This is a genomic window from Gammaproteobacteria bacterium (genome assembly GCA_028817225.1).
GTDB lineage: Bacteria > Pseudomonadota > Gammaproteobacteria > Poriferisulfidales > Oxydemutatoraceae > Oxydemutator.
Genome location: JAPPQC010000027.1, coordinates 16,218 through 39,808, shown reverse-complemented (window position 1 = coordinate 39,808; position 23,591 = coordinate 16,218). Strand labels below are relative to the sequence as shown.

The 23,591-nt window shown below is 64.8% G+C and carries 16 protein-coding genes; 5 read left to right on the top strand and 11 right to left on the bottom strand.

All coding sequences use genetic code 11. From position 1 onward, the window contains the following. Positions 1-6: 6 nt before the first annotated feature. Positions 7-666, bottom strand: coding sequence for an outer membrane lipoprotein chaperone LolA (gene lolA / locus OXU50_03725; protein ID MDD9868989.1), 660 nt, complete (start codon positions 664-666; stop codon positions 7-9). Next, positions 663-2,957: a DNA translocase FtsK 4TM domain-containing protein gene (locus tag OXU50_03720; GenBank protein ID MDD9868988.1), complete on the bottom strand. Its 2,295-nt coding sequence runs from the start codon at positions 2,955-2,957 to the stop codon at positions 663-665. The genes lolA and OXU50_03720 overlap by 4 nt, the downstream gene beginning before the upstream one ends. Before the next feature lie 253 nt (positions 2,958-3,210). On the opposite strand from OXU50_03720, the gene trxB reads away from it, so the two are divergent. Together trxB and OXU50_03710 are read left to right on the top strand one after the other, a co-directional pair. Then, positions 3,211-4,182, top strand: coding sequence for a thioredoxin-disulfide reductase (trxB, locus tag OXU50_03715; protein ID MDD9868987.1), 972 nt, complete (start codon positions 3,211-3,213; stop codon positions 4,180-4,182). Then, the gene (locus tag OXU50_03710) at positions 4,172-5,431 is read left to right on the top strand and encodes a GNAT family N-acetyltransferase (protein ID MDD9868986.1); all 1,260 of its coding nucleotides are present in this window, start codon (positions 4,172-4,174) and stop codon (positions 5,429-5,431) included. Before trxB ends, OXU50_03710 begins: the two co-directional genes overlap by 11 nt. 6 nt (positions 5,432-5,437) lie before the next feature. Here the strand turns inward: OXU50_03710 and aroC are convergent, their stop codons facing one another. After that, a complete protein-coding gene (aroC, locus tag OXU50_03705) occupies positions 5,438-6,514 on the bottom strand; it encodes a chorismate synthase (protein ID MDD9868985.1) in 1,077 nt (358 codons plus the stop codon). An 81-nt stretch (positions 6,515-6,595) separates the two neighbouring features. On the opposite strand from aroC, the gene asd reads away from it, so the two are divergent. Beyond that, positions 6,596-7,480, top strand: coding sequence for an archaetidylserine decarboxylase (asd, locus tag OXU50_03700; protein MDD9868984.1), 885 nt, complete (start codon positions 6,596-6,598; stop codon positions 7,478-7,480). A gap of 79 nt (positions 7,481-7,559) precedes the next feature. Beyond that, positions 7,560-7,898: an anti-sigma factor antagonist gene (locus tag OXU50_03695; GenBank protein MDD9868983.1), complete on the top strand. Its 339-nt coding sequence runs from the start codon at positions 7,560-7,562 to the stop codon at positions 7,896-7,898. Between the two features lie 4 nt (positions 7,899-7,902). On the opposite strand, the gene chrA is transcribed toward OXU50_03695, so the two are convergent. The 8 genes from chrA to OXU50_03655 form a co-directional block, all read right to left on the bottom strand. Then, the gene (chrA, locus tag OXU50_03690; protein MDD9868982.1) at positions 7,903-9,117 is read right to left on the bottom strand and encodes a chromate efflux transporter; all 1,215 of its coding nucleotides are present in this window, start codon (positions 9,115-9,117) and stop codon (positions 7,903-7,905) included. Further along, positions 9,110-10,117, bottom strand: coding sequence for a sulfotransferase (locus tag OXU50_03685; GenBank protein ID MDD9868981.1), 1,008 nt, complete (start codon positions 10,115-10,117; stop codon positions 9,110-9,112). Before OXU50_03685 ends, chrA begins: the two co-directional genes overlap by 8 nt. 52 nt (positions 10,118-10,169) lie before the next feature. Then, entirely contained in the window at positions 10,170-11,708 is a 1,539-nt protein-coding gene (locus OXU50_03680; protein MDD9868980.1) for a SagB family peptide dehydrogenase, read from the bottom strand. 10 nt (positions 11,709-11,718) lie between these two features. Then, positions 11,719-13,248, bottom strand: coding sequence for a SagB family peptide dehydrogenase (locus OXU50_03675; protein MDD9868979.1), 1,530 nt, complete (start codon positions 13,246-13,248; stop codon positions 11,719-11,721). A gap of 63 nt (positions 13,249-13,311) precedes the next feature. Continuing rightward, on the bottom strand, positions 13,312-16,269 hold the full coding sequence (locus tag OXU50_03670) for an NHLP bacteriocin export ABC transporter permease/ATPase subunit (protein MDD9868978.1): 2,958 nt from the start codon (positions 16,267-16,269) through the stop codon (positions 13,312-13,314). Then, positions 16,266-18,629, bottom strand: a complete 2,364-nt coding sequence (locus OXU50_03665; GenBank protein ID MDD9868977.1) for an NHLP family bacteriocin export ABC transporter peptidase/permease/ATPase subunit — start codon at positions 18,627-18,629, stop codon at positions 16,266-16,268. Before OXU50_03665 ends, OXU50_03670 begins: the two co-directional genes overlap by 4 nt. A gap of 33 nt (positions 18,630-18,662) precedes the next feature. Then, complete coding sequence (locus OXU50_03660; protein MDD9868976.1) at positions 18,663-19,925, bottom strand: NHLP bacteriocin system secretion protein; 1,263 nt, start codon at positions 19,923-19,925, stop codon at positions 18,663-18,665. Then, positions 19,925-21,454: a TolC family protein gene (locus tag OXU50_03655; GenBank protein MDD9868975.1), complete on the bottom strand. Its 1,530-nt coding sequence runs from the start codon at positions 21,452-21,454 to the stop codon at positions 19,925-19,927. The genes OXU50_03660 and OXU50_03655 overlap by 1 nt, the downstream gene beginning before the upstream one ends. Positions 21,455-21,569: 115 nt before the next feature. Between OXU50_03655 and OXU50_03650 the strand changes: the two genes are divergently transcribed. Next, positions 21,570-23,591 (top strand): PhnD/SsuA/transferrin family substrate-binding protein, encoded by a 2,022-nt coding sequence (locus OXU50_03650; GenBank protein ID MDD9868974.1) that lies wholly within the window; start codon positions 21,570-21,572, stop codon positions 23,589-23,591.

Sequence of the window (23,591 nt, the reverse complement as noted above, 5' to 3'; positions counted from 1 at the left end):
GCGGCGTCAGCGCAGGTGGCTGCCGATGATGTCCACGCCCTCGGGCAGGTTGACGCGAAACCGCTCCGGCGCAATCGCAATCTCCGTCTCGACGCCGTTGAAGCGCACCCTGGTGCGCTGCCCGAAGCGGTCGTAGAGCACCATGCCGGCCAGCACGCCGCCCTTGAAGCCGACATCAAACTGCACAAACCCGGTGTCGTCCGCCTTCGGCTTCAGCCGGATCCATTCATGGTCGTCGCCGTGTTCAATGTACTCGACGCGAAAGTCCTCGAACATGCTGCGGCTGTTGCCGTGCAGCAGCAGCAACAGCGGCGCCGAGCCGAGCGCGGTCATCGTCGGCTGCACATAGGCCTGGCGCAGAACCGAATCGTAAATCAGCAAATGCAGCCCGTCGGTGATGATCAGCAGCGGGTCGGGCAGCGCGTATTCCCAGCGGAAGCGCCCCGGGCGGTGAAACAGCGCGACGCCCTCGGAGACGGTCTCCGGCTCGCCGCCGTCGGCGGCGTAAACCTGCTGGACGAAATTCGCGCGAAAGGTCTCAATCTTGAAGAAGGCGTCGAGATCGCGCAGCGCATCGCCGAAGGCGGGCGGCGCCAGCAGCGCGACAACGCCCGCAACGCCCGCCAGGGCGCGCCATTGCCGCCGGGTGCGCGTCACCGGTTTCATGCCTCGGGCGGCGCCGCCGCCAGCACCTCGCGCCCGCCGTTCGGCTGCACCGGGCTGACGATGCCGGCGGTTTCCATGTCCTCGACCATCCGCGCCGCGCGGTTGTAGCCGATCTTGAGCCGCCGCTGCAAATAGGAGATGGACGCCTTGCGCGACTGCGTAACGATGGCGACGGCCTCGTCGTAGAGCGTGTCGGCGCCGTCGCCGGCCATGTCCTCAAAACCGGGCGCCGTCGCCGCCGCGGCGGGCGCGTCCACCAGGCCGTCGAGATACTCGGCCTTGCCCTGCGCGCGCAGAAAGTCGGTCACCGCCAGCACTTCGTGGTCGCCGACAAACGCGCCGTGCACGCGCTCCGGCACCGACTGCCCCGGCGGCAGAAACAGCATGTCGCCGCGCCCCAGCAACTGCTCGGCGCCGTTCTGGTCGAGTATCGTGCGCGAGTCCACCTTTGACGAAACCTGAAAGGCGATGCGCGCCGGCACATTCGCCTTGACCAGGCCGGTTACGATGTTCACCGACGGGCGCTGCGTCGCAAGCACCAGGTGCACGCCGGCGGCGCGCGCTTTCTGCGACAAACGCACAATCAAGTCTTCCACCTTCTTTCCCACAATCATCATCATATCCGCAAATTCGTCCATGACAACAACAATCAGCGGCATGCTCTCCAGCGCCGGCGCCGGCGCCGCTCCCTCCTCGCCCGCAGCGGCGGCGGCCAGCGGGTCGGTCAGCGGCTGGCCGCTTTTGGCGGCGTCGGCGACGCGGCGGTTGTACGAGGTGATGTTGCGCACGCCGAGCGCCGCCATCAGGCTGTAACGGCGCTCCATCTCGACCACCGCCCAGTGCAGCGCGTTGGCGGCCTCTTTCATGTCGGTGATGACCGGCGTCAGCAGGTGCGGAATGTCCTCGTAGGCTTTCAGTTCAAGCATTTTCGGGTCCATCAGAATCAGGCGCACCTGCGCCGGCGTGTTCCTGAACAGCAGGCTCATCAGCATCGTGTGCACCGCGACCGACTTGCCGGAGCCGGTGGTGCCCGCCACCAGCAGGTGCGGCATCCGCTCCAGGTCGGTGAACACGGCGGCGCCGGAGATGTCCTTGCCGAGCGCCAGCGTCAGCGGCGCCGCGGCCTTGTCGTATTCCGCCGAACGCAGAATCTCGCCGAGCAGCACCGGGTTGCGGTCGCGGTTCGGCGTCTCGATGCCCATCACCGACTTGCCCGGAATGACCTCGACCACGCGCAAACTCGGCACCGACAGCGAACGCGCCAGGTCTTTCTCCAGGCTGCTGATGGCGCTGGCCTTGGTGCCGGGCGCCGGCATCACCTCAAAGCGCGTGACGACCGGCCCCGGGCGCGCCTCGACCACCTCGGCCTCAATGCCGAAATCGCCCATCTTGATCTCCAGTTGGCGCGCCAGCGTCTCGAGGTCTTCCTTTGAGTAGATGTCGGCGTGCGGCGGCGGCTCGTCGAGCAGTTGCAGCGGCGGCAGTTCGCCGCCGGCGCCGCCGACCGGCAGCGTAATCTGTCGTTCCTTCTCAATGCGCTTGCCCGGCTTCAGTTTCTCGACCGACGGCTCGATTCGCGGCGGCTCCGTGCGCGTCAGTTTGCGTTTTCTGCCGGCGACGGCGCGCGTTCGCACATCGCCGGCCTCTTTCGCGCGGCGGCGCTCGCGCAGCCACTGCCACGCCGCCGCGCCGTGCCGCGCCGCCAGAAACGGCAGCGCGCCCAATGTGTCCATCAGGCGCAGCCACGGCAGGCCGGTCATCAGCGTGAAACCGGCGATGACGAGGCTCGTCAGCAGCAGCGTCGCGCCGACCATGCCGAACACATCGTGGAAACTGCGGGCCACCGCCTCGCCCAGCACGCCGCCGGCGGTGGCCGGCAGCGCGCCGGCGGTGAAATGCAGCGTCGCAAGGCCGCAGCCGGAAAAAATCGTCAGCACAAAGGCCAGCCAGACAACCCAGTGGTCGCCGGCGAAGTGGCGTGAAGACGGGCGCGAAGACGTGCCGCCGCGAAACAGCAGCCACGCGCTCGCAAACACCGCGAGCGGAAACAGCGCCAGCGCCGGGCCGCCGAAGATGAAATACAGCGTGTGCGCGAGCCACGCGCCCCAGACGCCGCCCGGGTTGCGAACCCCGGCGTCCGGCAGGTTGTTGGCCCACGACGGGTCGTCGGGGTGGTAGCCGAACAGCATCAGCAGCAGGTAGAGGCCGACGCCCGCCAGCAGCAGCGCGCACGCCTCGCGCACCCGCCGGCGCAGACCCGCGCTGATTTCACCGATTTCCGGCCGGGACAATCCGCCGGGCAATTTACGCGCCAAACACGCCTCCTTCCGCTCCGCCCGTATTCTAACCGCACCGCGCCCTTCCGTCAGCATGCCGCCGGCACACCGTCATGCACGCGCGTCCTGCGCGGCGCCACGATGGACAGCCCGTGCCGCGCTACAAAGGCGATAGCGCGTGCGTTTCTCGCCATGACACAACACCTGAAACAACGCCTTTGCGCTATCCGGTATAATCCCGGAACCGCCCCTTGCGGCGGGCAACGCCATGGCCAGACCACCGACCCACAGCCGCCTGATCATCATCGGTTCAGGCCCCGCCGGTTACACCGCCGGCGTCTATGCCGCGCGCGCCAACCTGAAACCGGTGCTGATTTCGGGCTTTGAGCAGGGCGGCCAGTTGATGACGACGACCGATGTGGACAACTGGCCCGGCGGCGAGGAGGGGCTGCAAGGCCCCGGCCTGATGGAACAGATGCTGGCGCATGTCGAGCGTTTCGGCACCGAGGTGGTCAACGACCAGATTGTCGCGAGCGACCTCAACAGCAGGCCGCTGCGGCTGAAGGGCGAACTCGGCGAATACACCTGCGACGCGCTGATCATCGCGACCGGCGCGTCGGCGATGTACCTCGGCCTGGAATCGGAGGAGGCCTACAAGGGGCGCGGCGTCTCCGCCTGCGCGACCTGCGACGGCTTCTTTTTCAAGGGCCGCGATGTCGCCGTCATCGGCGGCGGCAGCACCGCCGTCGAGGAGGCGCTCTACCTGTCCAACATCGCCGCGCAGGTTACGCTGGTGCACCGCCGCGACGCGCTGCGCGCCGAGAAAATCCTGCAAACGCGGCTGTTCGAGAAGGAAAAGAACGAGAATGTATCCATCGAGTGGAACTGCGAGATGACCGAGGTGCTGGGCGACGACGCCGGCGTAACCGGCATCACGCTGCGAAACAAACTGGACCACTCGGAGAAACAACTGGATGTGCAGGGCGTGTTCGTCGCCATCGGCCACCGCCCCAACACCGACCTGTTCCGCGGCCAACTCGAGATGGAACACGGCTACATCAAGACCGCCGCCGGCGGCGGAACCGACAACCTGACCGCGACCAGCATTGAGGGCGTGTTCGCGGCGGGCGATGTGATGGACCCGGTGTACCGCCAGGCCGTCACCTCCGCCGGCACCGGCTGCATGGCGGCGCTCGACGCCGAACGCTATCTCGACCGTCTCGCGGCGAATGGCGGCTGAGCCGGCCAAGCCGGCCAAGCCGAAACAGGCGCAGCACCCGCCGTCCGACGCCGAACCGGCGTACGAAATCGCCCCCCGCCTGAACGCCGCCGCAAAACACGAATGGAACGCCCTTGAAGGCGGCGGCCATGTGTTCATGCGGCACGAATTCCTGAACGCGCTTGAAACCCGCGACTGCGCCGGCCCGAAATTCGGCTGGCACCCGCGCCACATCCTGGCGCGCGACGCCGGCGGCGCGCTGTGCGCGGCGATGCCGATGTACGCAAAGACCAACAACTACGGCGAGTTTGTCTTTGACTGGGCGTGGGAGCGGGCCTACGCGCAGCGCGACATGCGCTATTACCCGAAACTGGTCGTCGCCGCGCCGTACACGCCGGTGACCGCCGCGCGCCTGCTGTGCGCGCCGGGCGACCCGCGGCGCGCGCGCCTGCACGACGGCCTGACCGCCGCCGCCCTCGCCGTCGCCGAAGACGCCGGTTGTTCCGGCGTCCACTGGCTGTTTCTGTCCGACGCCGAACGCGCGCGCTTCGAGCGTCTCGGCCTGGCGCTGCGCCTTGATTGCCAGTACCACTGGCACAACAACCGCTACCGCGACTTTGACGACTTCCTGTCGGCGCTGTCGTCGAAAAGACGCAAGACCATCGCGCGCGAACGCCGCCGCGTGCACGAGCAGGGCATTGAGTGCCGGGTGCTGCACGGCGGCGACATTGACGCGGCGATGTGGCGGAAAATTCACGCCTTCTACGCGAGCACATTCGACCGCAAATGGGGCTACGCGACCCTGTCGGCGGATTTTTTCACCGACATCGGGCGTTCGCTGCCCGACCGCGTCGTCGTTGTCGTCGCCAGTTGCCGCGGCGAGGACATTGCCTGCGCGGTCAACCTGCGTGACGACGACAAACTGTACGGGCGCTACTGGGGCTGCTCCGGGCGCTACGAATGCCTGCATTTCGAGGCATGTTACTACCGCGGCATTGACTACTGCATTGAGCACCAACTGCGCGCGTTCGAGCCGGGCGCGCAGGGCGAGAACAAAATCTGGCGCGGGTTCCTGCCGACGCCGACCTGGTCGGCGCACTGGCTGAAAGACCCCGCCTTCATGCGCGCCGCCGACCGCTTCTGCCGCGAGGAACGCGCGCTGAAAACCGCGCAAATCGCGGCGCTCTACCGGTCGTCGCCATACCGCGAGGAAACCATGCCGGCAACGCAGCGCGCGGTGCGCGACGCCTGTCTGCGCGCCGAACGCTGAAGTTTGTCAGTCGGCGGCGGCGACAACGGCGTTTTGCGCCTTGTGTCTCAGCCAGTGATCCATCAGCACCATCGCCAGCATCGCCTCGACGATGGGCACCGCGCGAAACCCGACGCACGGGTCGTGGCGCCCTTTGGTGACAATCTCGCACTCGCGGCCATCGGCGTCAAGCGTCTGCCCCGGAACCCGTATGCTCGAGGCCGGCTTGAACGCGATGTCCACTTCAATGTTCTGGCCGCTGGAAATGCCGCCGAGCACGCCGCCGGCGTTGTTGCTGAGAAAACCCTTCGCGGTGATTTCGTCGCGGTGTTCCGAACCGGTCTGCTCAACGCAGCGGAAACCGGCGCCGATGCCGACCGCCTTGACCGCGTTGATGCTCATCATCGCGTGCGCGATGTCGGCGTCGAGGCGGTCGAACACCGGCTCGCCCAGCCCCGGCGGCACATTGGACGCCGTCAGGTGCAGCCGCGCGCCGACCGAATCGCCGTCGCGGCGCAGGCGGTCGGTGTAGTGCTCCAGTTCGCCGACGCGCGCCGGGTCGGGGCAGAAGAATGCGTTGTCCTCGGCGGCGTCGAGGTCAACGGCGTCCAGCACAATCGGCCCCAGTTGCGCGAGGTGGGCGCGTATCTTGATTGCGAATTGCTCGCGCAGGTATTTCTTCGCAATCGCGCCAGCCGCCACGCGCATCGCCGTCTCGCGCGCCGAGGCGCGCCCGCCGCCGCGGTAATCACGCACGCCGTACTTCCTGAAATAGGTGTAATCGGCGTGGCCCGGGCGGAACTTGTCCTTGATGTCCGAGTAATCCTTCGGCCTCTGGTCCACATTCTGGATCAAAAGGCCGATGGGCGCGCCCGTCGTCACGCCCTCAAAGACGCCGGACAGGATGCTGACGCGGTCGGGCTCGCGCCGCTGGGTGGTGTGGCGGCTGCGCCCCGGGCGGCGGCGGTCGAGGTCGGCCTGCAAGTCGTCCTCGGCGAGCGCAAGCCCCGGCGGGCAGCCGTCCACGACGCAGCCGATGGCCGGGCCGTGGCTTTCCCCGAAACTGGTCACGCTGAACAATCTGCCTGTGGTGTTGCCGGACATGGCGCGATTGTATCAATTCACCGCACGGGGTAAAGTAAGCGGGTGCGGCCACGCGCCGCCGAACCCCCGGAAACCCGCCAAATGAGTGAAACAACCCGCTGGGAACAGTGCAAGACATGGCTGTTCCATTGCTTCCCCCACCACTGGGTGTCGAGGCTGGTGTTCTTTCTGGCGCGGCTTGAAACCCGCCTGAAAGACCCGCTGGTGCGCCTGTTCATCCGCCGCTTCGATGTCAACATGGGCGAGGCCGAACAGCCGGACCCGGAAGCCTACGCCAGTTTTGATGCGTTCTTCACGCGCCGTCTTCAGCCGCGCGCGCGCGAATTCTGCGATGACCCGCGCACGCTCGCCGCGCCGTGCGACGGCACGCTGCTGCAAGCCGGCGATTTCCAGGCCGGGCAGTTGGCGCAGGCCAAGGGGCGCGTGTACAGCGCGGCGGATTTGCTCGGCGCCGCGGCGGCGGCGGATTTTGACAGCGGCAAGTTCTGCACCATCTACCTGTCGCCGGCGGACTGCCACCGCGTGTACATGCCGGTTGCCGGAACGCTTGAGACGATGATCCACATTCCGGGGCGCCTGTTCAGCGTGGCGCCGTACGCGGCCAGGACGGTGCCGCGGCTGTACGCGAGGAACGAGCGCGTCGTCTGCATCTTCAACACCGAATTCGGCAAGATTGCCGTCGTCCTCGTCGGCGCCGTCAATGTCGCCGCCATTGAAACCCGCTGGCACGGGCTGGTCGCGCCGCGCTCGCAGGCCGCGGCCTTCTTCCACTACGGCGGGCCGGGCGCCGAAATCGCGCTGGCGCGCGGCGACGAGATGGGCTGCTTTCACCTCGGCTCGTCCGTCATCGTGCTGGCAGAAAACCGGCATTGGGCCTGGAATCCTCTCTATCCCGTTGAAACAGCGTTGAAAATGGGCTGCGAACTGGCCTGCCTGCGGGACGACGCCGACGCCGTTGCGATATGACACAATATGACAAAGGGCGGTGCATGGTATAATCTTGCGCCTGAACGCCCGGCTCCCGGGCCCAACCAACATTCTCATGATGGAAATAGAGAAAGAAAAAGTCAAAAACGCATGGGTTCTTTCCCCGCAGGGAAAGATCGAACATGAAAACGCGCCCGTCTTTCAGCGCCTGGTAACCGAGATTATCGAGCAGGAGAAAGACAGCAGCATACTGATTGATTTGTCGGACATCGAGTTCATCAGCAGCGCCGGTTTGCGCGTGTTTCTTATTATCGCCAAGACTTTGCAGAAGGACAAGCGCGCGTTCGGCCTGTGCAAGATGAACCAACTGGTCGAGGAGATTTTCGAGGTCTCCGGCTTCAACCAGATTATCAAGGTGTACCCGTCGCGCGACGAGGCCGAGTTTCTGAACGCCTGAGGCGCTACACCCCCGCCGCGTGCAGCGCCAGCCCCAGCGCGCCCGCCGCCGGAATCACCAGCACCGGCGTCACCTTGTAAAACATCAGCGCCGCCAGCGCCAGCACAAAAATCACCAGCACGCCCCACTCGCTGCCTGCGGTGCCCGCAATCAGCACGGCGGCGGCGAAAATCATGCCGCAAACGGCGATGCGTATGCCATGCAGCACCCGCTGCAACAGCGCCGACTTCCGCAAGTGGCCGAGCCAGTGGGCGGCCAGCACCAGCAACATCGCCGGCGGCAGGAAGATGCCGAGGGTGGCGATGACCGCGCCGGCGATGCCGGCCACCTTGTAGCCGATGAAGGTGGCGCTGATCAGAATCGGGCCGGGCGTAATCTGCCCCATCGCAATCGCGGCGTTGAACTCATCCGCGGTAATCCAGTGGTAACTCTCGACGACGATCTTCTGAATCATCGGGATAAAGACATAGCCGCCGCCGAACAGCGTCAGACTCATGCCGGAGAAGGTCGTGAACAGGTGCGCGACGGGGGCGGCGCGGATGAAGTCCGGCGCCGGCAGCAGAAACAGCAGCAGCAGCACCGCCAGCAGAAAGGCGAACAACCATTGCAGCGCGAACGGCACGGCTGAGGTCGCGGCGGCGTCGTCCGCGGCGGCGGCGGCGTCGCGGAACAGCAGCGGCCCGAGCGCGCCGGCGATGAAGATGACCGCGAGCGTCACATAAAAGCCCTTGAACAGGATGATCGCCAGCGCCGCCAGCAGCGCCACCGCAAACGGCTTGACGCCGGTCACGGTCTTGCGTCCGATGTTCCAGCCGGCCTGCAGGATGACCGCGACAATCGCCGGGATGATGCCGTTGAACACCGCGCGTATCACCGGCAACTCGCCCCACCGCAGATAGAGTTCGGCGGCCACTATCATCAGCACAAACGACGGCAGAATCACCGCCAGCATGGCGGCGGCGGCGCCGGCCACGCCGTAGAGGCGAAACCCGGCGTAGGCGGTGACATTGACCGCGACCGGCCCCGGCAGAATCGAGGCCAGCGCGATGCCGTTGAGCATGTCTTTCTGCTCCATCACGCGGCGCTTCTCGGTCAACTCAATCTGGATGATTGAAATCAAACTCATGAAGCCGCCGAAGGCGGTGCAGCCTATCCGGAGGAAAAACCAGAACAGCCTGCCGATGGAGAAGGCGCGGCGTGCGGCGCCCGCGTCATCCATCGGCGGCGCGCCTGCGGATGCTTTGCACGACTTCTTCCTGCGGCGCGCGGTTTTTCAAATCCGCCGAGCCGGCGTTGTCGCGCATGAACCGCTCCTTGAGTTGCTGGTTTTCCTCCTCAAAACGCGCGATTTCGGCGGCGTCGAAAGGCGCGCCGCCGGCGGGCGGGCCGGAAACCAGTTCGTAGCCGAGGGCGCGCAGCGAGTCGCCGGCCACGGCCTCGAATATGCGAAGCGATTCGGGCGGCATCTGGGTGCGGAATTTCTGCGAATTCTGCAGAATCGGGCGGCTCACATTGGACCACAGGTCGCCGGCGACCGAGGTCGCCGCGGCCTCCTGCGACGAGTGCGGCGCGAGCATGTCGCGGTTGAAGCCGATGCCGAGAAAATCGCACAGCCGCTTGAGCACCGGGGCCGGGTCGTCCGTCAGTTCCTCGTAGGCCAGCCCGAAGGCGGCGTCTTCGTGGTCGCGGCAGAATGCCAGCGCCGCCTGCTGGTCTTCGTGCCACTGTTTCGCAATGGAATAGATGTGCTTCTCGCCGACGACGGCCTTCTGGAACGACAGCGCGACATCGCGCCCGTCGCGGTACAGGTAGATGAAGCGCACGACGCCGTTGAAATGCGCCTTGATCTCGTCGAGAAAATGCACATTGGCGAGGCTTTTGCACACCCAGTCGCGGGCGCCGAAATCGCACATGTGCTGGTCGTAAATCGCCGCCAGCACCGACAGCAGCGAGCGATCCTTGCAGCGCTCCAGGATGTGCGGCCTGTCGAAAGGCGACTCGCGCCACGCCACCGGATTGGTCTCGACCAGGCGGCAGACATCGTCCACCAGCAGGTTGAAACGTTCGGCGTCGCCGAGGTCGCCGTACAGCGGAAGCAGCGGCCTCATCTTCTGCAGAATATGCGGCGGATGCGGCGCCACGAGATCCGGCGACTGGTGCAGCATCAGCCGCAGCAGGTTGGAGCCGGAACGCTGCGTCCCTATCATGAAAATCGGCATTTATCTTCCCCGGTTGCGTTCACCAGGGCACATTATAAGACAGCCGCGCAAGTCACCGCCGCTGCCTGTCGTGGTAATCGGCGGGCAGGCTGCCGAGGCCGAAATCGCCGACGCTGCCCTCGACCATCGGGTCCAGCCCGGTAATCCGCCGGAACAACTCAATGTCGCCCGAACCGAGGCCGCACGGCGCAATCCCCATCGCCGTCGCCACCAGGTACAGCGTCTGGTAGAGCACGCCGGCGTTCTTCAGGATGACCGAATAGGCGATGGCGCGGTATTTCCAGGCGACGCGCTGAAAACGCGCGGCGATGTGCAGCACAACCTGCGGCTTCGCCTGGTGGGCGGTCGCGACATGCGCGCCGTACAGCAGTTCCTCGACTTCCGGCGTGCGCCCGGCAATCCGGACAAGACAGTGGCGCCCGGCGTCGTAATGATAAAAGCCGCTGTCGAGGCCGGCGCAGCGGTCGGCGGACAAATACACCTCCAGTTCATAACTGGCGCCGCCGGTCGGGTACGGGCGCCACGCAAACCCGACCGTGCGCCTGCCTTCCACTCCCTGCAACGGGCTTTCAAACTCCAACTCGTCGCGGAACATGACGCGGCAGGCGCGGTAGAGCAGATGGCCGAGTTGTTCAAGCGACAGCGGCTGCTCCTCGTTGTATTCGCGCACCGAGCGGCGGAAGTCCTGCACCCCGGCAAGGGTCGGAAAACCCTGCTTGTACAGGTCTTCCATGTCGGGCCTGGCCAGCGCGACGGTCTCGCCGCTCCAGGCCGGGCGCACCGCGGGCCGCGGCTCGTAGCGCCCGATGTTCGGGAAAACGCCGCCGAACTCGCCGTAGCCGAGTTGCGTGTAGCCGGAGCGGCTGCGGCTGTGCATGTGCAGGTCGTGGACATCCCACTGCGCCGACGCCTCGCCCTCGTCGTGGCGGGTCAGGCAGGCGCGCCCCGCCGGCAGCGGCAGCAGAAGGCCGTCGTGTTTCAGCAGCGCCAGCGCGTCGCGCAGCGCGTCGCGCGCCGGCGCCGGGCTTGCCGCCAGCGCCTGCGCCGCCGGCGCGCCGCGCATCAGCCGCATCAGCAGCGCGTCGGTGTCCGGCGTCTCCGACACCAGGTGGTACGGTTTCAGCGGCGTGTCCACGACAATGCGGTCGTCCTCGCGGCGCACCGCTGAAAAGCGCGAGAACGCAAGGTGCTCGTCGTCGCCGACTTGCGCGAATTTCGGCGTGTAGCGGGGGCCGTGCGGCACAAAGGTCAGCAGCGCGCCGTCGTCGTTGTCATCGTTGTTGTCATCGGCGGCCAACTGCATCACGGCGATGCCGGTGTGAAAAAAGTAATCCACCTGCGCCAGCACGGCGGCGGTTTTCTGAACGCCGAGCAGCGGAAAAACCGCGCTGCGGATGGCCGCAAGCGGCGCGCCGCGTTGCAGCAGTTCAACGAACAGCCGCTGCCACTCGACATCGGCGCGGTAGGTGGAAACGAAGTCGCCGGTGATGCTGTGAAAGACAAACGCGCCGTCGTCGTTCGCGGCCACCGTCTGCGCGGGGTGGAAGCGGAAGCGAAAGCGGGGCTTGGTTGAAAGGCCGAGTATGCTCATCGTAAACGCCTCAGTTGAACCATGTCTCCCGGCTCTGCGCGCGGTAACCGGCGGGCAAACTGCCGAGGGCGAAATCGCCGATGCTGCCCTCAATCATCGGGTCCAGCCCGGTCATCTTGCGGAACAGTTCAATGTCGCCGGCGCCGAGGCCGCACGGCGCGATTCCCATCGCCGTCGCCACCAGGTAGAAGGTCTGGTAGAGCACGCCGGCGTTTCTCAGCATCCCGGAATAGGCCACCGCGCGGTATTTCCATGTCACCCGCCGAAAGCGCGCGGCCATGTGCAGCACAACCTGCGGCCTCGCCTGAAGCCCCGTCGCCAGGCAGGCGATGCGCAGCGCCTTGTCCATTTCGGCGGTGCGCCCCCCGAGTTTGACGAGGCAGTGGCGGGCGGCGTCGTAGTGATAAAAGCCGCTGTCAATGCCGGCGCAGCGGTCCACCGACAGGTAGGTCTCCAGTTCGTAACTGGCGCCGCCGCACGGGTACGGGCGCCACGCCAGATCCAGCACCGCCCTGCCCGGGGTGTCCGAACGCGAACTCGCCACCAACACTTCCTTGCGGAACAGGATGCGGCAACTGCGGTACAGAAAATGCCCGAGTTGTTCGGCGGAAATCGGGTGCTGTTCGTCGTAGCCGCGCACCGTGCGGCGTTCATCCTGCACCGCCGCGAACGGGCGGTCTTTGCTGTACAGTTTTTCCATGTCGGGGCGCGCCAGTTCAATCGTCTCGCCGTCCCACGACGGGCGCACCGCGGGTTCCGGCTCGCTGCGGCCAATGTTCGGGAAAACGCCGCCGAACTCGCCGTAGCCCGCCTGCGTGCAGCCGAGGCGGCTGGTGCTGTGCATCCACAAATCGTGCGCCTCCCATTGCGCCGCCGCCGCGCCCTCGTCATCGCGGCCCGGGCAGTCTTTGCCCGCCGGCGCCGGCAGCAGAATGCCGTCGTGTTTCAGCAGCGCCAGCAGGTCGCGCAGCGGTTCGCGCCAGGACGCCGGCCATTGCGACAGCACATCCGACACCGCGGCGGCGCGCAGAAAGCGGCCCAGCAACGCATCACCCGCGGGCGTTTCCGACAGCAGGTGGTAGGGCTTGAGCGATGTCTCCAGCAACACCCGCCCCTCCTCGCGCCGCAGCATCGCAAAGCGCGACAACGCCAGTTTTTCGTCGTCGGCGACGGGCGCGAATTGCGGTGTGTATTCAACGCCGTGCGGCGCCAGCGACAACAGCGCGGCGCCGTCCTCCGGCACCAGTTTCACGACCACGACCTCGCCGGTGAACAGGTCGTTGATCTGCTCCAGCGCCCGCTCCGTCTGCTCCTCGTCGAGCAGCGGGCGAATCGCGCCGCGGATGTCGGCAAACGAAGCGCCGCGCCCGATGGCGTCCATCAGGCGGCAATGCCACTCGGTGCCGGTGCGGTAGGCGGTCTTCCAGTCGCCGATCAGGTTGCGCATGACAAAGCGCCCGTCGGCCCTTGCGACGACGGTCTGGTCGGGGTGGATGAACAGCCGGAAGTGGGGTTTGCCGGAGAAACGAAGTATGCTCATGGCGCCTCGCGCACGGCCTGGCAACGCCCGCGCGCCGCGGCCCGGCGGCGGGCAAGCCGCGGATTACAGCATCTGGCGTTCCGCCAGGCGCGCGAAATAACCGTCCTTTTGCAGCAACTCGGTGTAGGTGCCGTACTCGACGACTCTGCCGTCCAGCATCACATAGATTCTGTCCACATCCACAATCGTGCTCAGGCGGTGGGCGATGACAATCCGCGTGATATTCAGTTGCCCCAGGCTTTTCTTGACGATGTCCTGGCTGATGTTGTCGAGCGAACTGGTGGCCTCGTCGAACAGCAGCAGGCGCGGCTTGCGCGCCAGCGCGCGCGCGATCATCAGGCGCTGCTTCTGGCCTCCCGAAAGCCCGGCGCCGCCTTCCGGCAGCACCGTGTACATGCCCATCGGCATGGCCTTGATGTCGTCCAGCAGGCCGGCCTGCTCCGCCGCCTCCTCGGCCTCTTTCTGGCCGAGGTCGGTCAGGCCGCTGCGGATGTTCTCAAGGATCGAGCCCGACATCAGTTGCGAGCCTTGCAGCACAATGCCCATCTGCCGCCGGTATTCGCGGATGTCGAGTTCGCCGAGGTCGTGGCCGTCAATGAAGACGGAACCGGAGTCGGGGTTCTCAAACCCCAGCAGCAGGCGCCCGACCGTGGATTTGCCGGCCCCCGACTCGCCGACAAAAGCGACATATTCACCCTGGTCAATCTTGAAACTGACATCGCGCAGCACCTGCCCGACTTCCTTGCTGTAACTGAACGACACCCGCGCAAACTCGACCTTGCCGCGCACCGGGTCCAGCAGCAGCCGCCCGGCGCTGTCTTCCGGCTCTTCCTCCATGATGGGCCTGATCCGTTCATACAGCGGGATGATCTCGATGACGGTCGCAAGCGTCGCCGTCAGCCCCAGCATCGCCGAGGTGAACTGCCCGAAGGCGGCGTTGAACGCCAGAAAACTCGTCAGGTCGAAGTCGGGCTGGGTGCCGCCGCCCTCGTCGAGCAGCACATAGACGATGAACGAGAACATCGTGACGGTCGAGAACACGCCGAAGGTGCTGTTCAGCGTGGCCTGCGCGGCGCGCCATTGCAGCGCCTTGTATTCGGACGCTTTCTGCGTGGCGTAACTTTTGCCCCAGTGCGCGAAGCCGAAGTTCTCCCTGCCCGCGACCCGCAACTTGGCGAGGCCGCTCAGCAACTGGAACACAAGCCCGTCAATCAGGCCCTGCTGCTTGATAATCTCGCGCTGGTACGGCAACTGCATGCGGATCATGAACGCCGTCACGCCCGCCATCACGGCGACGACGACAATGCCGACGAGGGTCAGGCGCCAACTGTAATAGGCCATCAGGCCGAAATTCATCACGCCGCCGATGATGGCGGTGAACGACGAAATCACGGTGCCGGTCAGGGCCTCGCGGATTCCGTCAACGCCGAGGGCGCGGTTGGCGAGGTCGCCAGCGCTGAAACGGCGGAAAAAGTTCACCGGCAGGTGCATCAAACGCCCCCACATTCCCGACTGCACCGACAGCGACATCCGCAGGGTGACCCGCATCGTCGCGACAAAACTGACCGCGGCGAAAATCAAACTGCCGATCATCGCCACAAACAGCGCCGTCAGCGTGCTGTAAATCATCACATGGTCGCGGTTGGGAATGTAGTCGCTCAGGATGTAACTGGTCGCAACCGGCGTCAGAATGCCGAGCAGCCCGGCCAGCACCGCCAGCAGCGCGACAATCACGATGTCGGGAATCAGGTCCTGGCGCAGGCTGAACTTGAAGATGTCTTTCAGCCCCTTGATCTCGCCCGTCATCGGGGCATAGGCCATGTAGGCGCTCGGGTACATGTCGGCGAGCATCGAAGGCTCAAACGGGTAATCCTGCTTCCTGACCGGGTCGTACACCTGGTAGCCCTTGCCTCTCTGCGGCAGCAGCGCCACCGCGCGGTCGTCCTCGCGCATGACCGCGACCAGGGCGCCGGAGTCGCGCATGTGCCATCCGGAATCCGCCAGTTTCAACTTGCGGTAGAGAAAACCGGCGCGCCGCAGCACATCCGACAGCGACAATTCGTCAATGCCGGACTTCAGCGCCTCGTCCGGAATCTTGTGGCCGGTCTTGTCGGCCAGCGCCTCGCAGATGTTCGCGAGCGGATGGCTGCTGCCGCTGCCGACCACGACCTTGCCGGACGGGCGGCGCTGGAAGAAACTGCTGAGCCGCCTCAGCGACTGGTCGAGGGATTCTTCGCTGCCCTTGCGCGACTCGCTGAAACTCTCGCCGATCTTCGCGGCCTGGTTCGTCAGCAGCAGCACCTGGGCTTTCAGGAAATAGCGGTTGTATTCCAGCAGGTGGTCCCACAGGCGGTTTTGTATCAGGGCCGTCGGCGTGTGGTGCGCGTTGAGGGTGCAGCCGCCCTCGGCGACCTCCAGAAACGACCACTCGGTGATCGGGAAAAAGCCGCTCTCGGGGGCGACCTCCAGCGTCTCCTCGCCGTGGTAGAGCAACTTGCCCCCTTCAATCTCCATCCACAGCACATCCAGGTGATGAACGCCGACCCAGTCGCCGGCCTCGAATTGCTGCCCCGGATCGGCCTCCAGCAGCCTGGCGTTGGGCCGCACCTTGAAGGCGCGCCCGCAGGCGTGTTCCAGGTTGCTGACCCAGCCGTCGAGCCACACCACCATCGCCAGGTCGAAGTCCTGTTCCTTCATTTTTTCAAGCGAGCCTTTGTAGAGGTGCGTGTCCATCGTCGCCGCCGCGAACAGCGCGAGGTTGTGGTCGCCCGCGTCGCCGATGGAAACCGCCGGCGCGCCGAACATCACATCGTTGGTCGTCAGCGTCGCGATGTGGTGGCGCTGGCTGACCGGCTCGCCGTTGAGCAGTTCAACGACAAACAACTCAACCTGGCCGCTTTCAATCACCCAGAAGGCGTCCGGATCGGTCAGCAGCATCGGATGGTGCCCGCCGACCATGACCGGCTCGCCGTCCAGCTGCTTTATGAAGTCCAGATCAACGATGTTTTCCTGGTCGCTCATACGGAACTCACCAGTTGATGGTAGCGGCTGCCCTCGCGGGCGATGAGGTCGTCGTGGATGCCGCGCTCGATAATGTTGCCGCCCTCCAGGACGATGATTTCGTCGGCGTCGCGCACGGTGCTCAGGCGGTGCGCGACGATGATGCAGGTGCAGCCGCGCCGCCGGATGTGCTCGTCAATGCGCTGCTCGGTGATCGGGTCGAGGGCCGCCGTCGCCTCGTCAAACACGATGATGGACGGGTTGGTGGCCAGCGCGCGGGCGATTTCCAGCCGCTGCCGCTGGCCGCCGCTGAAATTCCTGCCGTTCTCGTCCACCGGCATGTCGTAGTGGTTGGAGCGCTTCGCCACCTCGTCGAAAATATCGGCGTCGCGCAGCGCCTCGGTGATGTTGTACTCCTTCATCGAGTAGTCCCACAGCGCCAGGTTGTCGCGCAGCGAGCCCTCAAACAGCACGATTTCCTGGTCCACAAAGGCGATGGATTTCGCCAGCACCGCCGGATCGAAGGAATCCACCGGAACGCCGTCGTACAGGACTTCCCCCGACCACGGCTTCAGCAGGCTGATAATCAACTTCGCCAGCGTGGATTTGCCGCTGCCCGAACCGCCGACCAGCGCGATGCGGTTGCCCGGGCGAATCACCAGGTCAAGGTTTTCAATCAGCGGGTCCTCTTTCTTGCTGTAACCGAAAGTCAGGTTGCGAACCTCGATGTGCCCCGACAACTGCCCCGACATCTGCCCCGCCTTGTGGAACTTGCCGGTGTAGTCGAGGTCGCCCCAGCTTTCCTGCTCGTAGCGCTTGTCCCTGTCGTAGCGCATGACATCGTTGATCTGCGTAATCGCCACTCTCGCCGCCTGCAAACTCTGGCTCGCCGCAAGCAGCCCGTTGAACGGCCCGCTGAAACCGCCGGACAGCATGTTGAACGCGATGACGCTGCCGACGGTCAAGTCGCCCTCGGTGATGCGCCAGCTGCCGAGGCCCAGTATGAAGATGGTCGTCAGCCCGCCGGTCAGCGTCGGAAACATGTTCAGGACATTGGTCCAGATGCTGAAACGCTGCTGCGCCACGAGCATGTTGCCGTGGTAGCCCGCCCACTTCGAGAAAAATTCCCCCTCAAGCCCGTTGGACTTGAGCGTCTCGATGATGCTGATGCCGCTGATGGAGACGCCGGCCAGTTTGCGCCCCTCCTTCTCGGTTCGCTGCAAGGTGTCGTCGCGCACCTTGGTCAGCAGCACCAGCATGACCATGTTGAGCATGTTCATGGCGATGACGGCCAGCGTCATCCACACATCGTAAAAGAACATCACCGCGGCGTAGAAGATGACCATCACCAGTTGCACCGCGTTGGTGGCGAGTTGGCCGCTCACCAGCGCCGCCATCTGGTTGCAGGCGCCGACGCGCGCGTTGATGTCGCCGATGTAGCGCTGGGCGTAGAAATCCGTCGGCAGCCGCAGCAGGTGCCAGAAAAAGCGCGACGACAGCGTGATGGATAGTTTCAGTTGAAAGCGGTTCAGGGTTTTCTGCTGCATCCAGGTCAGCATCGCGGTGAAGATGGTGGTCACCACCATGCCGATAATCAGCAGGCGCATCCAGGCCGTGTTCTGCGCCAGCAGCACATCGTCAATGAAAATCTTGCTGTAAACCGGGCTGATGATGCCGGGCACCACCAGCAGCAGCGAAACCAGAAAGACAAACACCATGGAGCGGATGTTGCCCTTCATGTAGGCCAGCAGTTCCTTCAGCAGGCTGGGGCGCTCCGACTTCCGCTTCTGAAAGTCGGCGCCGGGCGACATCGCCAGCGCGACGCCGGTGAAGGACTTGTTGAATTCCCCGGCGGTCACGGTGCGCGGCCCGCTGGCGGGGTCGTTCAGGTAGTACTTGTCATTCTTGATGCCGCTCAGGACGACAAAGTGGTTGAATTCCCAGAACAGGATCATCGGGAACGGCAGTTCAAGAAGTTTCTCGACCTGGCAGCGGTAGCCGCGCCCGGTCATGCCGTATTCGCGCGCCGCGCGAATGATGTTGAGCGCCTTGGAGCCGTCGCGGGAAACGCCGCAGTCGCTCCGCATTTTCTCCAGCGGCACCCAGCAGCCGTAATGCGCCAGCACCATCGCCAGCGCCGCCGCGCCGCATTCGGTGGCCTCCATCTGGAGTATCGTCGGGACTTTCTTGCGGCCACCTTCGGTGTCCATGTTGGGCGCCAGTTCAACGCCGCTGTCCTCTCTTTTCTGCTTGAGAGCCTTGCGCGCGGAAGCCTCGTCGTCCTGCTGTTCCGGCGGGCTTTCCGTCTCGCGGCCTTGCGGCGGGTTTTCCGCCCGGTTTTCCCCCTGGCCTTCCGGCTGGTTTTCCGGTTCCTTGTCCATTGTCCCGTCTTCTTCCGGCCCGCAGTCCGCCGATCAGTTCTCGATGCCGAAGAATTCTTTTGTCAGCGGCACCACCATTGAGATCGGCTTGACCTTGTCGTGCACGATTTTCGCGCTGCAGAAGGTGCCGCTGGCGACGGTTTTCTTCTGGCGGCCCTTTTTGGAGGTCCATGCGTAGCCGTTGGCGCTGGTTTCATCGCGGTCCAGCGCGATGCGAACCTCGTAGGGCGCGCCGGCCTGAATCAGCGACCTCGCCAGCGCCGCGTTCTGCAACTGCACCATGATGCCCTGCTCGCTGACCGGAAACTCCGAGACCTGCCGCACTTCGCCGAGCATGCGGCTGCCCGATGCATCGTCGTCGGTGCCGACGCTGACAAGCACTTCCTGGCCGACCTTGACCTTGCCGCTGTGTTGCGGCGGAATATAGCCGATCATCTCAAGCGTCTCGCCCAGCGTCTCGATGCTCGCCACCGACAGGCCCGGGCGCAGCGACGAGCCGGGGTTGGCCTTGAGTTCGATGATGCGCCCCTTGATCGGCGCCTTCACGGCGGTTGAATCCGCCAGCCGCACATTCAGTTCGGCGATGCGGTCTTCGGCCTTGATGACGGCCTCCTTCGCCCGCGTCATCCGCGTCCTGGCCTGGTGCTGGCGGTCGAGTTCCTGCTTTTCGCGCTGCTCCAACTGGTCGTTGAGGCGCGACAGGTTGGCCACCGCCTGGTCGTAGGCCTGCTGCTGGGAGCGCAGCCCGGCGCGCGTTCCCGACTGGCTTTCAAGCAGTTTGCGGTAGTCCTCGAGTTGGTTGCGCGATGTCTGCACCACTTTCTGCGCGAGGCTGATTTGCTCGCGCAGGCGCTGCGCCTGCTTGTTGTAGAAGTCCTTGCTGATCTTGTCCTGGTCCAGCAACTGCTGCTCGGTCTCGGCAAACTCGCCGCGGCGCCGTTGCAGCGCCTCTTCGGCGATGTCGAGTTGCTGGCGCACCTCGCTTTGCAGGATGTCGCCGATGACCTGCCCTTTCTCGACGACATCGCCGAGTCCGACCTTGAGGTCGCCGAGAACGCCGCCGCTGACCGACATCGCGTCAAAAATCCTGCCTTCGCTGTTGATCAGCAGCCCGGTCGCGGGCACGCGCTTGGTCAGTTCGCCGACGATGCTCCAGACGCCGAGCGACGAGAACATCACCAGAAAGGCGATGCCTATCAGCCAGTCCATCGGGCGCAGAATCGGCACCGTGCGATCCAGTTGCTCCGGCGATGTCAGATGATCAAGCGCCTCTTTCCTGAAAGAAATTCCGGCCATTATTCCACTCCTCCATACACTTTGCGATGCCGCCACAACTGGTACGGGGTCGGCGCCAGCATGTCGGCGGTGAGCCCCTTGCGCTGCGGCATGCGGTCGGGTAATCCCAATGACGGCGCCGTCAGCGCGCCGGTGTGACGGCGCAACTGGTAACCGGCCAGCAGCCAGTCGCGCGACGCCTGTTCCAGTGTCACCTGGTTGTTGACCAAATCTCTCGCCGCGTCCAGTTCGTCCACGACGAGGCGCTGCCCGACCTCAACCTCAAGGCGCACCGTCGCCAGCGCGACTTCGGCGGCGCGCACCGCTTCTTCCAGCGCGTCCTTACGCACCCTGGCCGCCCGGTAATCTTCCCACGCGCGCGTCGCCGCCTCGCGCGCCGCGCGCACCTGGTCAAGATATTCACCGCGCCTCTGTTCCACCTGATGCCGCGCCTGGCGCACCGCGGCGCCGACCGCGCCGCCCTGATAAAGCGGAATGTTCAACTGAAAAATGTGGCTCCACCGCGTGGTGGTGCCAACCAGATCCTCACGGCTGTGGTTTTCGCTGATCTGGCTTTGCAGTTCAAGAGAAGGCCCGGCATTCACCGCCAGTGTGCGGCGCGCCTGTGAGTGGGCCGACATCCACGCGGCGCGGGCGGTGTGCACGCCCGGGTTGGCCGTCTGCGCGGCGTTGACGGCCTGTTCAAGACTGGCCGGAACATCGGTGGCGGCTTCCACTTCCGCCAGCGCCGGCCCCGGCATCCGCCCGACGACGCGCAGGAAAGTCGCCTCGGCCTGCGCCGACGCCGCCCTTGCCAGCGCCAGATCGGAACGCGCCACGGCGACGCGCGCCCGCACCTGCTCGAGGTCGGCCAGCGTCTTGTCCTGAATATCAAACTGATCCTGGGTCACGCGCTGGCGTTCGCGCAGCGCCTCCAGATTGCTCTCGCGGTAGCCGATGGTGCGGCGCGCGAGGCGCACCTCCAGATAGGACTGAATCGCCTGCAACAGGACTTGCTGCTCGACATCGCGGTAAAGCCCTTCCTGGCGGTCCACCAGGTGGTGGGCGCTGCGGTATTGGGCGAGGTCGGCGCCCGAACGAAACAGGTTCAGGCTGCCGGTCAATGCTCTCTCAACAAATGAGGGGTTGGTCTTGGCGCCGGGAGTGAAGGTGTCCAGTTTCTCGCCTTCCACCCGGTCGGTAATCGTTCTTGCAATCCCGCTCTGGCCGCAGGGGAAGGACTCGGCAGGGTTGTTGCAGACGGCTCCCACTGTGCGCTCTCTGTCGCGTATCAGTTCAGTGCTGGTTCGCCCAAGCCGCCCGGTAGCGGAGACCCTCGGCAGAAAAGCCGCCAGCGCCGACGGCACCCGTTCGTGTTCGGCCAGCAGGTTGTTTCGCGCCGCCTGCAATCGCGGGTGGTTTTCGTGGACATGTTCCAGCACCGAGGTCAGCGCTTCGGCGGCATGGACGGGCGCCGCCGCAACCAGCGACAGCAAGACCCCTCCGGTGCACCACATGGAGGCCGACAGGCGGCGTTTGAAATTCGGCATAAATTGCATTCCGGCGATAAGCGGGCGTATTGTGCCACAAAAACATGAAAAAACAACGCACCCGGAAAACTGGTAAAATAGCGCCCTGTGACCACCGACAGGGCGCTATAACACCATGTTTCAGCAAGAAAAAACCCGTTTCCTGCCGGCGCGCGCGCTGTCGCTGCCGCTGCTGCTGCTGGCGACGCTGACGGCGCCGCAGGCGCAGGAACAGGCGCCGTCGCAATCGTCTCAGCAGAGTTTCTATGAGCGCGGCGAGGGCATTGTCAACATCGGCGTCATCGCAATTCGCAACAAGGAGAACGCGATGAAAAGGTGGCGCGAAACCGCGAAGTTTCTGAGCGACCATATTGCGGGCCGCGAATTCCGCATCGTGCCCTCAACCTGGGAAGAGATGGACCGCCACATCCAGCAACGCCACATTGAGTTCATCCTGACCAATCCGGCGGGCTATGTCGTGCTGGAAGTGGACCACGGCGGACAGCCGCTGGCGACGCTGATGGACGCCAAGGCCGGAAACTACCTGAAATACTTCGGCTCGGTCATTCTGCGCCGCTCGGACCGCGACGACATCCGCACGCTGCACGACCTGAAAGGCAAGCGTTTCGCCGCCGTCAACAAGTCGGCGTGGGGCGGCTGGTACCTCGCCTTCAACCGGCTGCTTGAGCACGATGTCGTGCCCGAAGACGACTTCGCGGAACTGACCTTCGTGCATTCGCACGACAAGGTGGTGATGAGCGTCAGGGACGGCGCGGCGGACGCCGGCACGGTGCGCACCGGCATCCTCGAGCGCATGAGCGAGGAAGGCAAAATCAACCTGGATGACTTCACGCTGCTGACCCCGGCGCAGCACGACGACTTCCCCTACCTCGTCAGCACCGGCCTCTACCCGGACTGGCCTTTCGCGTCGCTGACGCATGTGCCGGAGGCGCTCAAGCGCGAGGTGCTGGAAGTGCTGCTGCGGATTCCGCCCGGCAGCGACGCCGCCCGCACCGGGCGCTACTACGGCTGGACCGTGCCCGGCAACTACCAGCCGGTGCACAATGTGCTGCAACGGCTGCAAGTCCCCCCGTACACCGGCTTCGGCGAAATCCGCCTGGAGGATGTCGCCGCCCAGTACTGGAAAGAACTGCTGCTGATTGTGTTTTTCATCATCCTGCTGTCGTTCGCGGCGTTCTACTTCCAGCGCCTCAACCGCAGGCTGCTGGACACCCAGGCCAGCCTTGAGACGGCGTCGCAGGAAGTGCGCCTGCGCAACTCGGAACTGGAGAAAACGCTGCAAGACCTGAAGGTCGCGCAGGACCAGATTGTCGCCAGCGAGAAACTCGCGTCGCTCGGCACCGTCGCCGCCGGCATCGCCCATGAAATCAAGAACCCGCTCAACCTGATCAAGAACTTCGCCGAACTGACCAACGACCTGTGCACCGAACTGACCGAAACCATGGCGCCGCTGAAAAAGTCGCTCGACGAGAAAACCCTCGGCAATGTCGAGGACATCCTCACCGACATGAGCGGCAACAACGAAAAAATCTGCCACCACAGCCGGCGCGCCGACAGCATCGTGCACAACATGCTGGCGCACTCGCGCGGCGGCTCGCACGACTTTGAGAACAGCGAAATCAACAAACTCGTCGAGGAGGCGATGAACCTGTCGTACCACAGCATGCGTTCGGTGGACACCGAATTCAACGCCAGGACGGAGTCCGAATTTGACGACAGCATCACCTCGATGTATATCGTGCCGCAGGACTTGCAGCGCGTCGTCCTGAACCTGATGAACAACGCCTTCCAGGCGACCCACGAACTCAAGCAGAAAGACGCCGACTACGCGCCCGAGGTGCGGGTCGCCACCCAGGCGAAGGACGGCGGCGTTGAAATCCGGGTGCGCGACAACGGCCCCGGCATACCGAAGGAAAATGTGGAAAAGTTGTTCACGCCCTTTTTCACCACCAAGCCGACCGGCTCCGGCACGGGGCTTGGATTGTCCATCAGTTATGATATTGTTACCAAGATGCACAACGGACGGCTGACAGTGGACTCAAAACCCGGCGAATACACCGAGTTTTGCGTCTTCATCCCCGGCGACCTCGAGGCCAAGGCGCGGGAACAACAACTTGCAGCCGCAAGGGGGGGATAA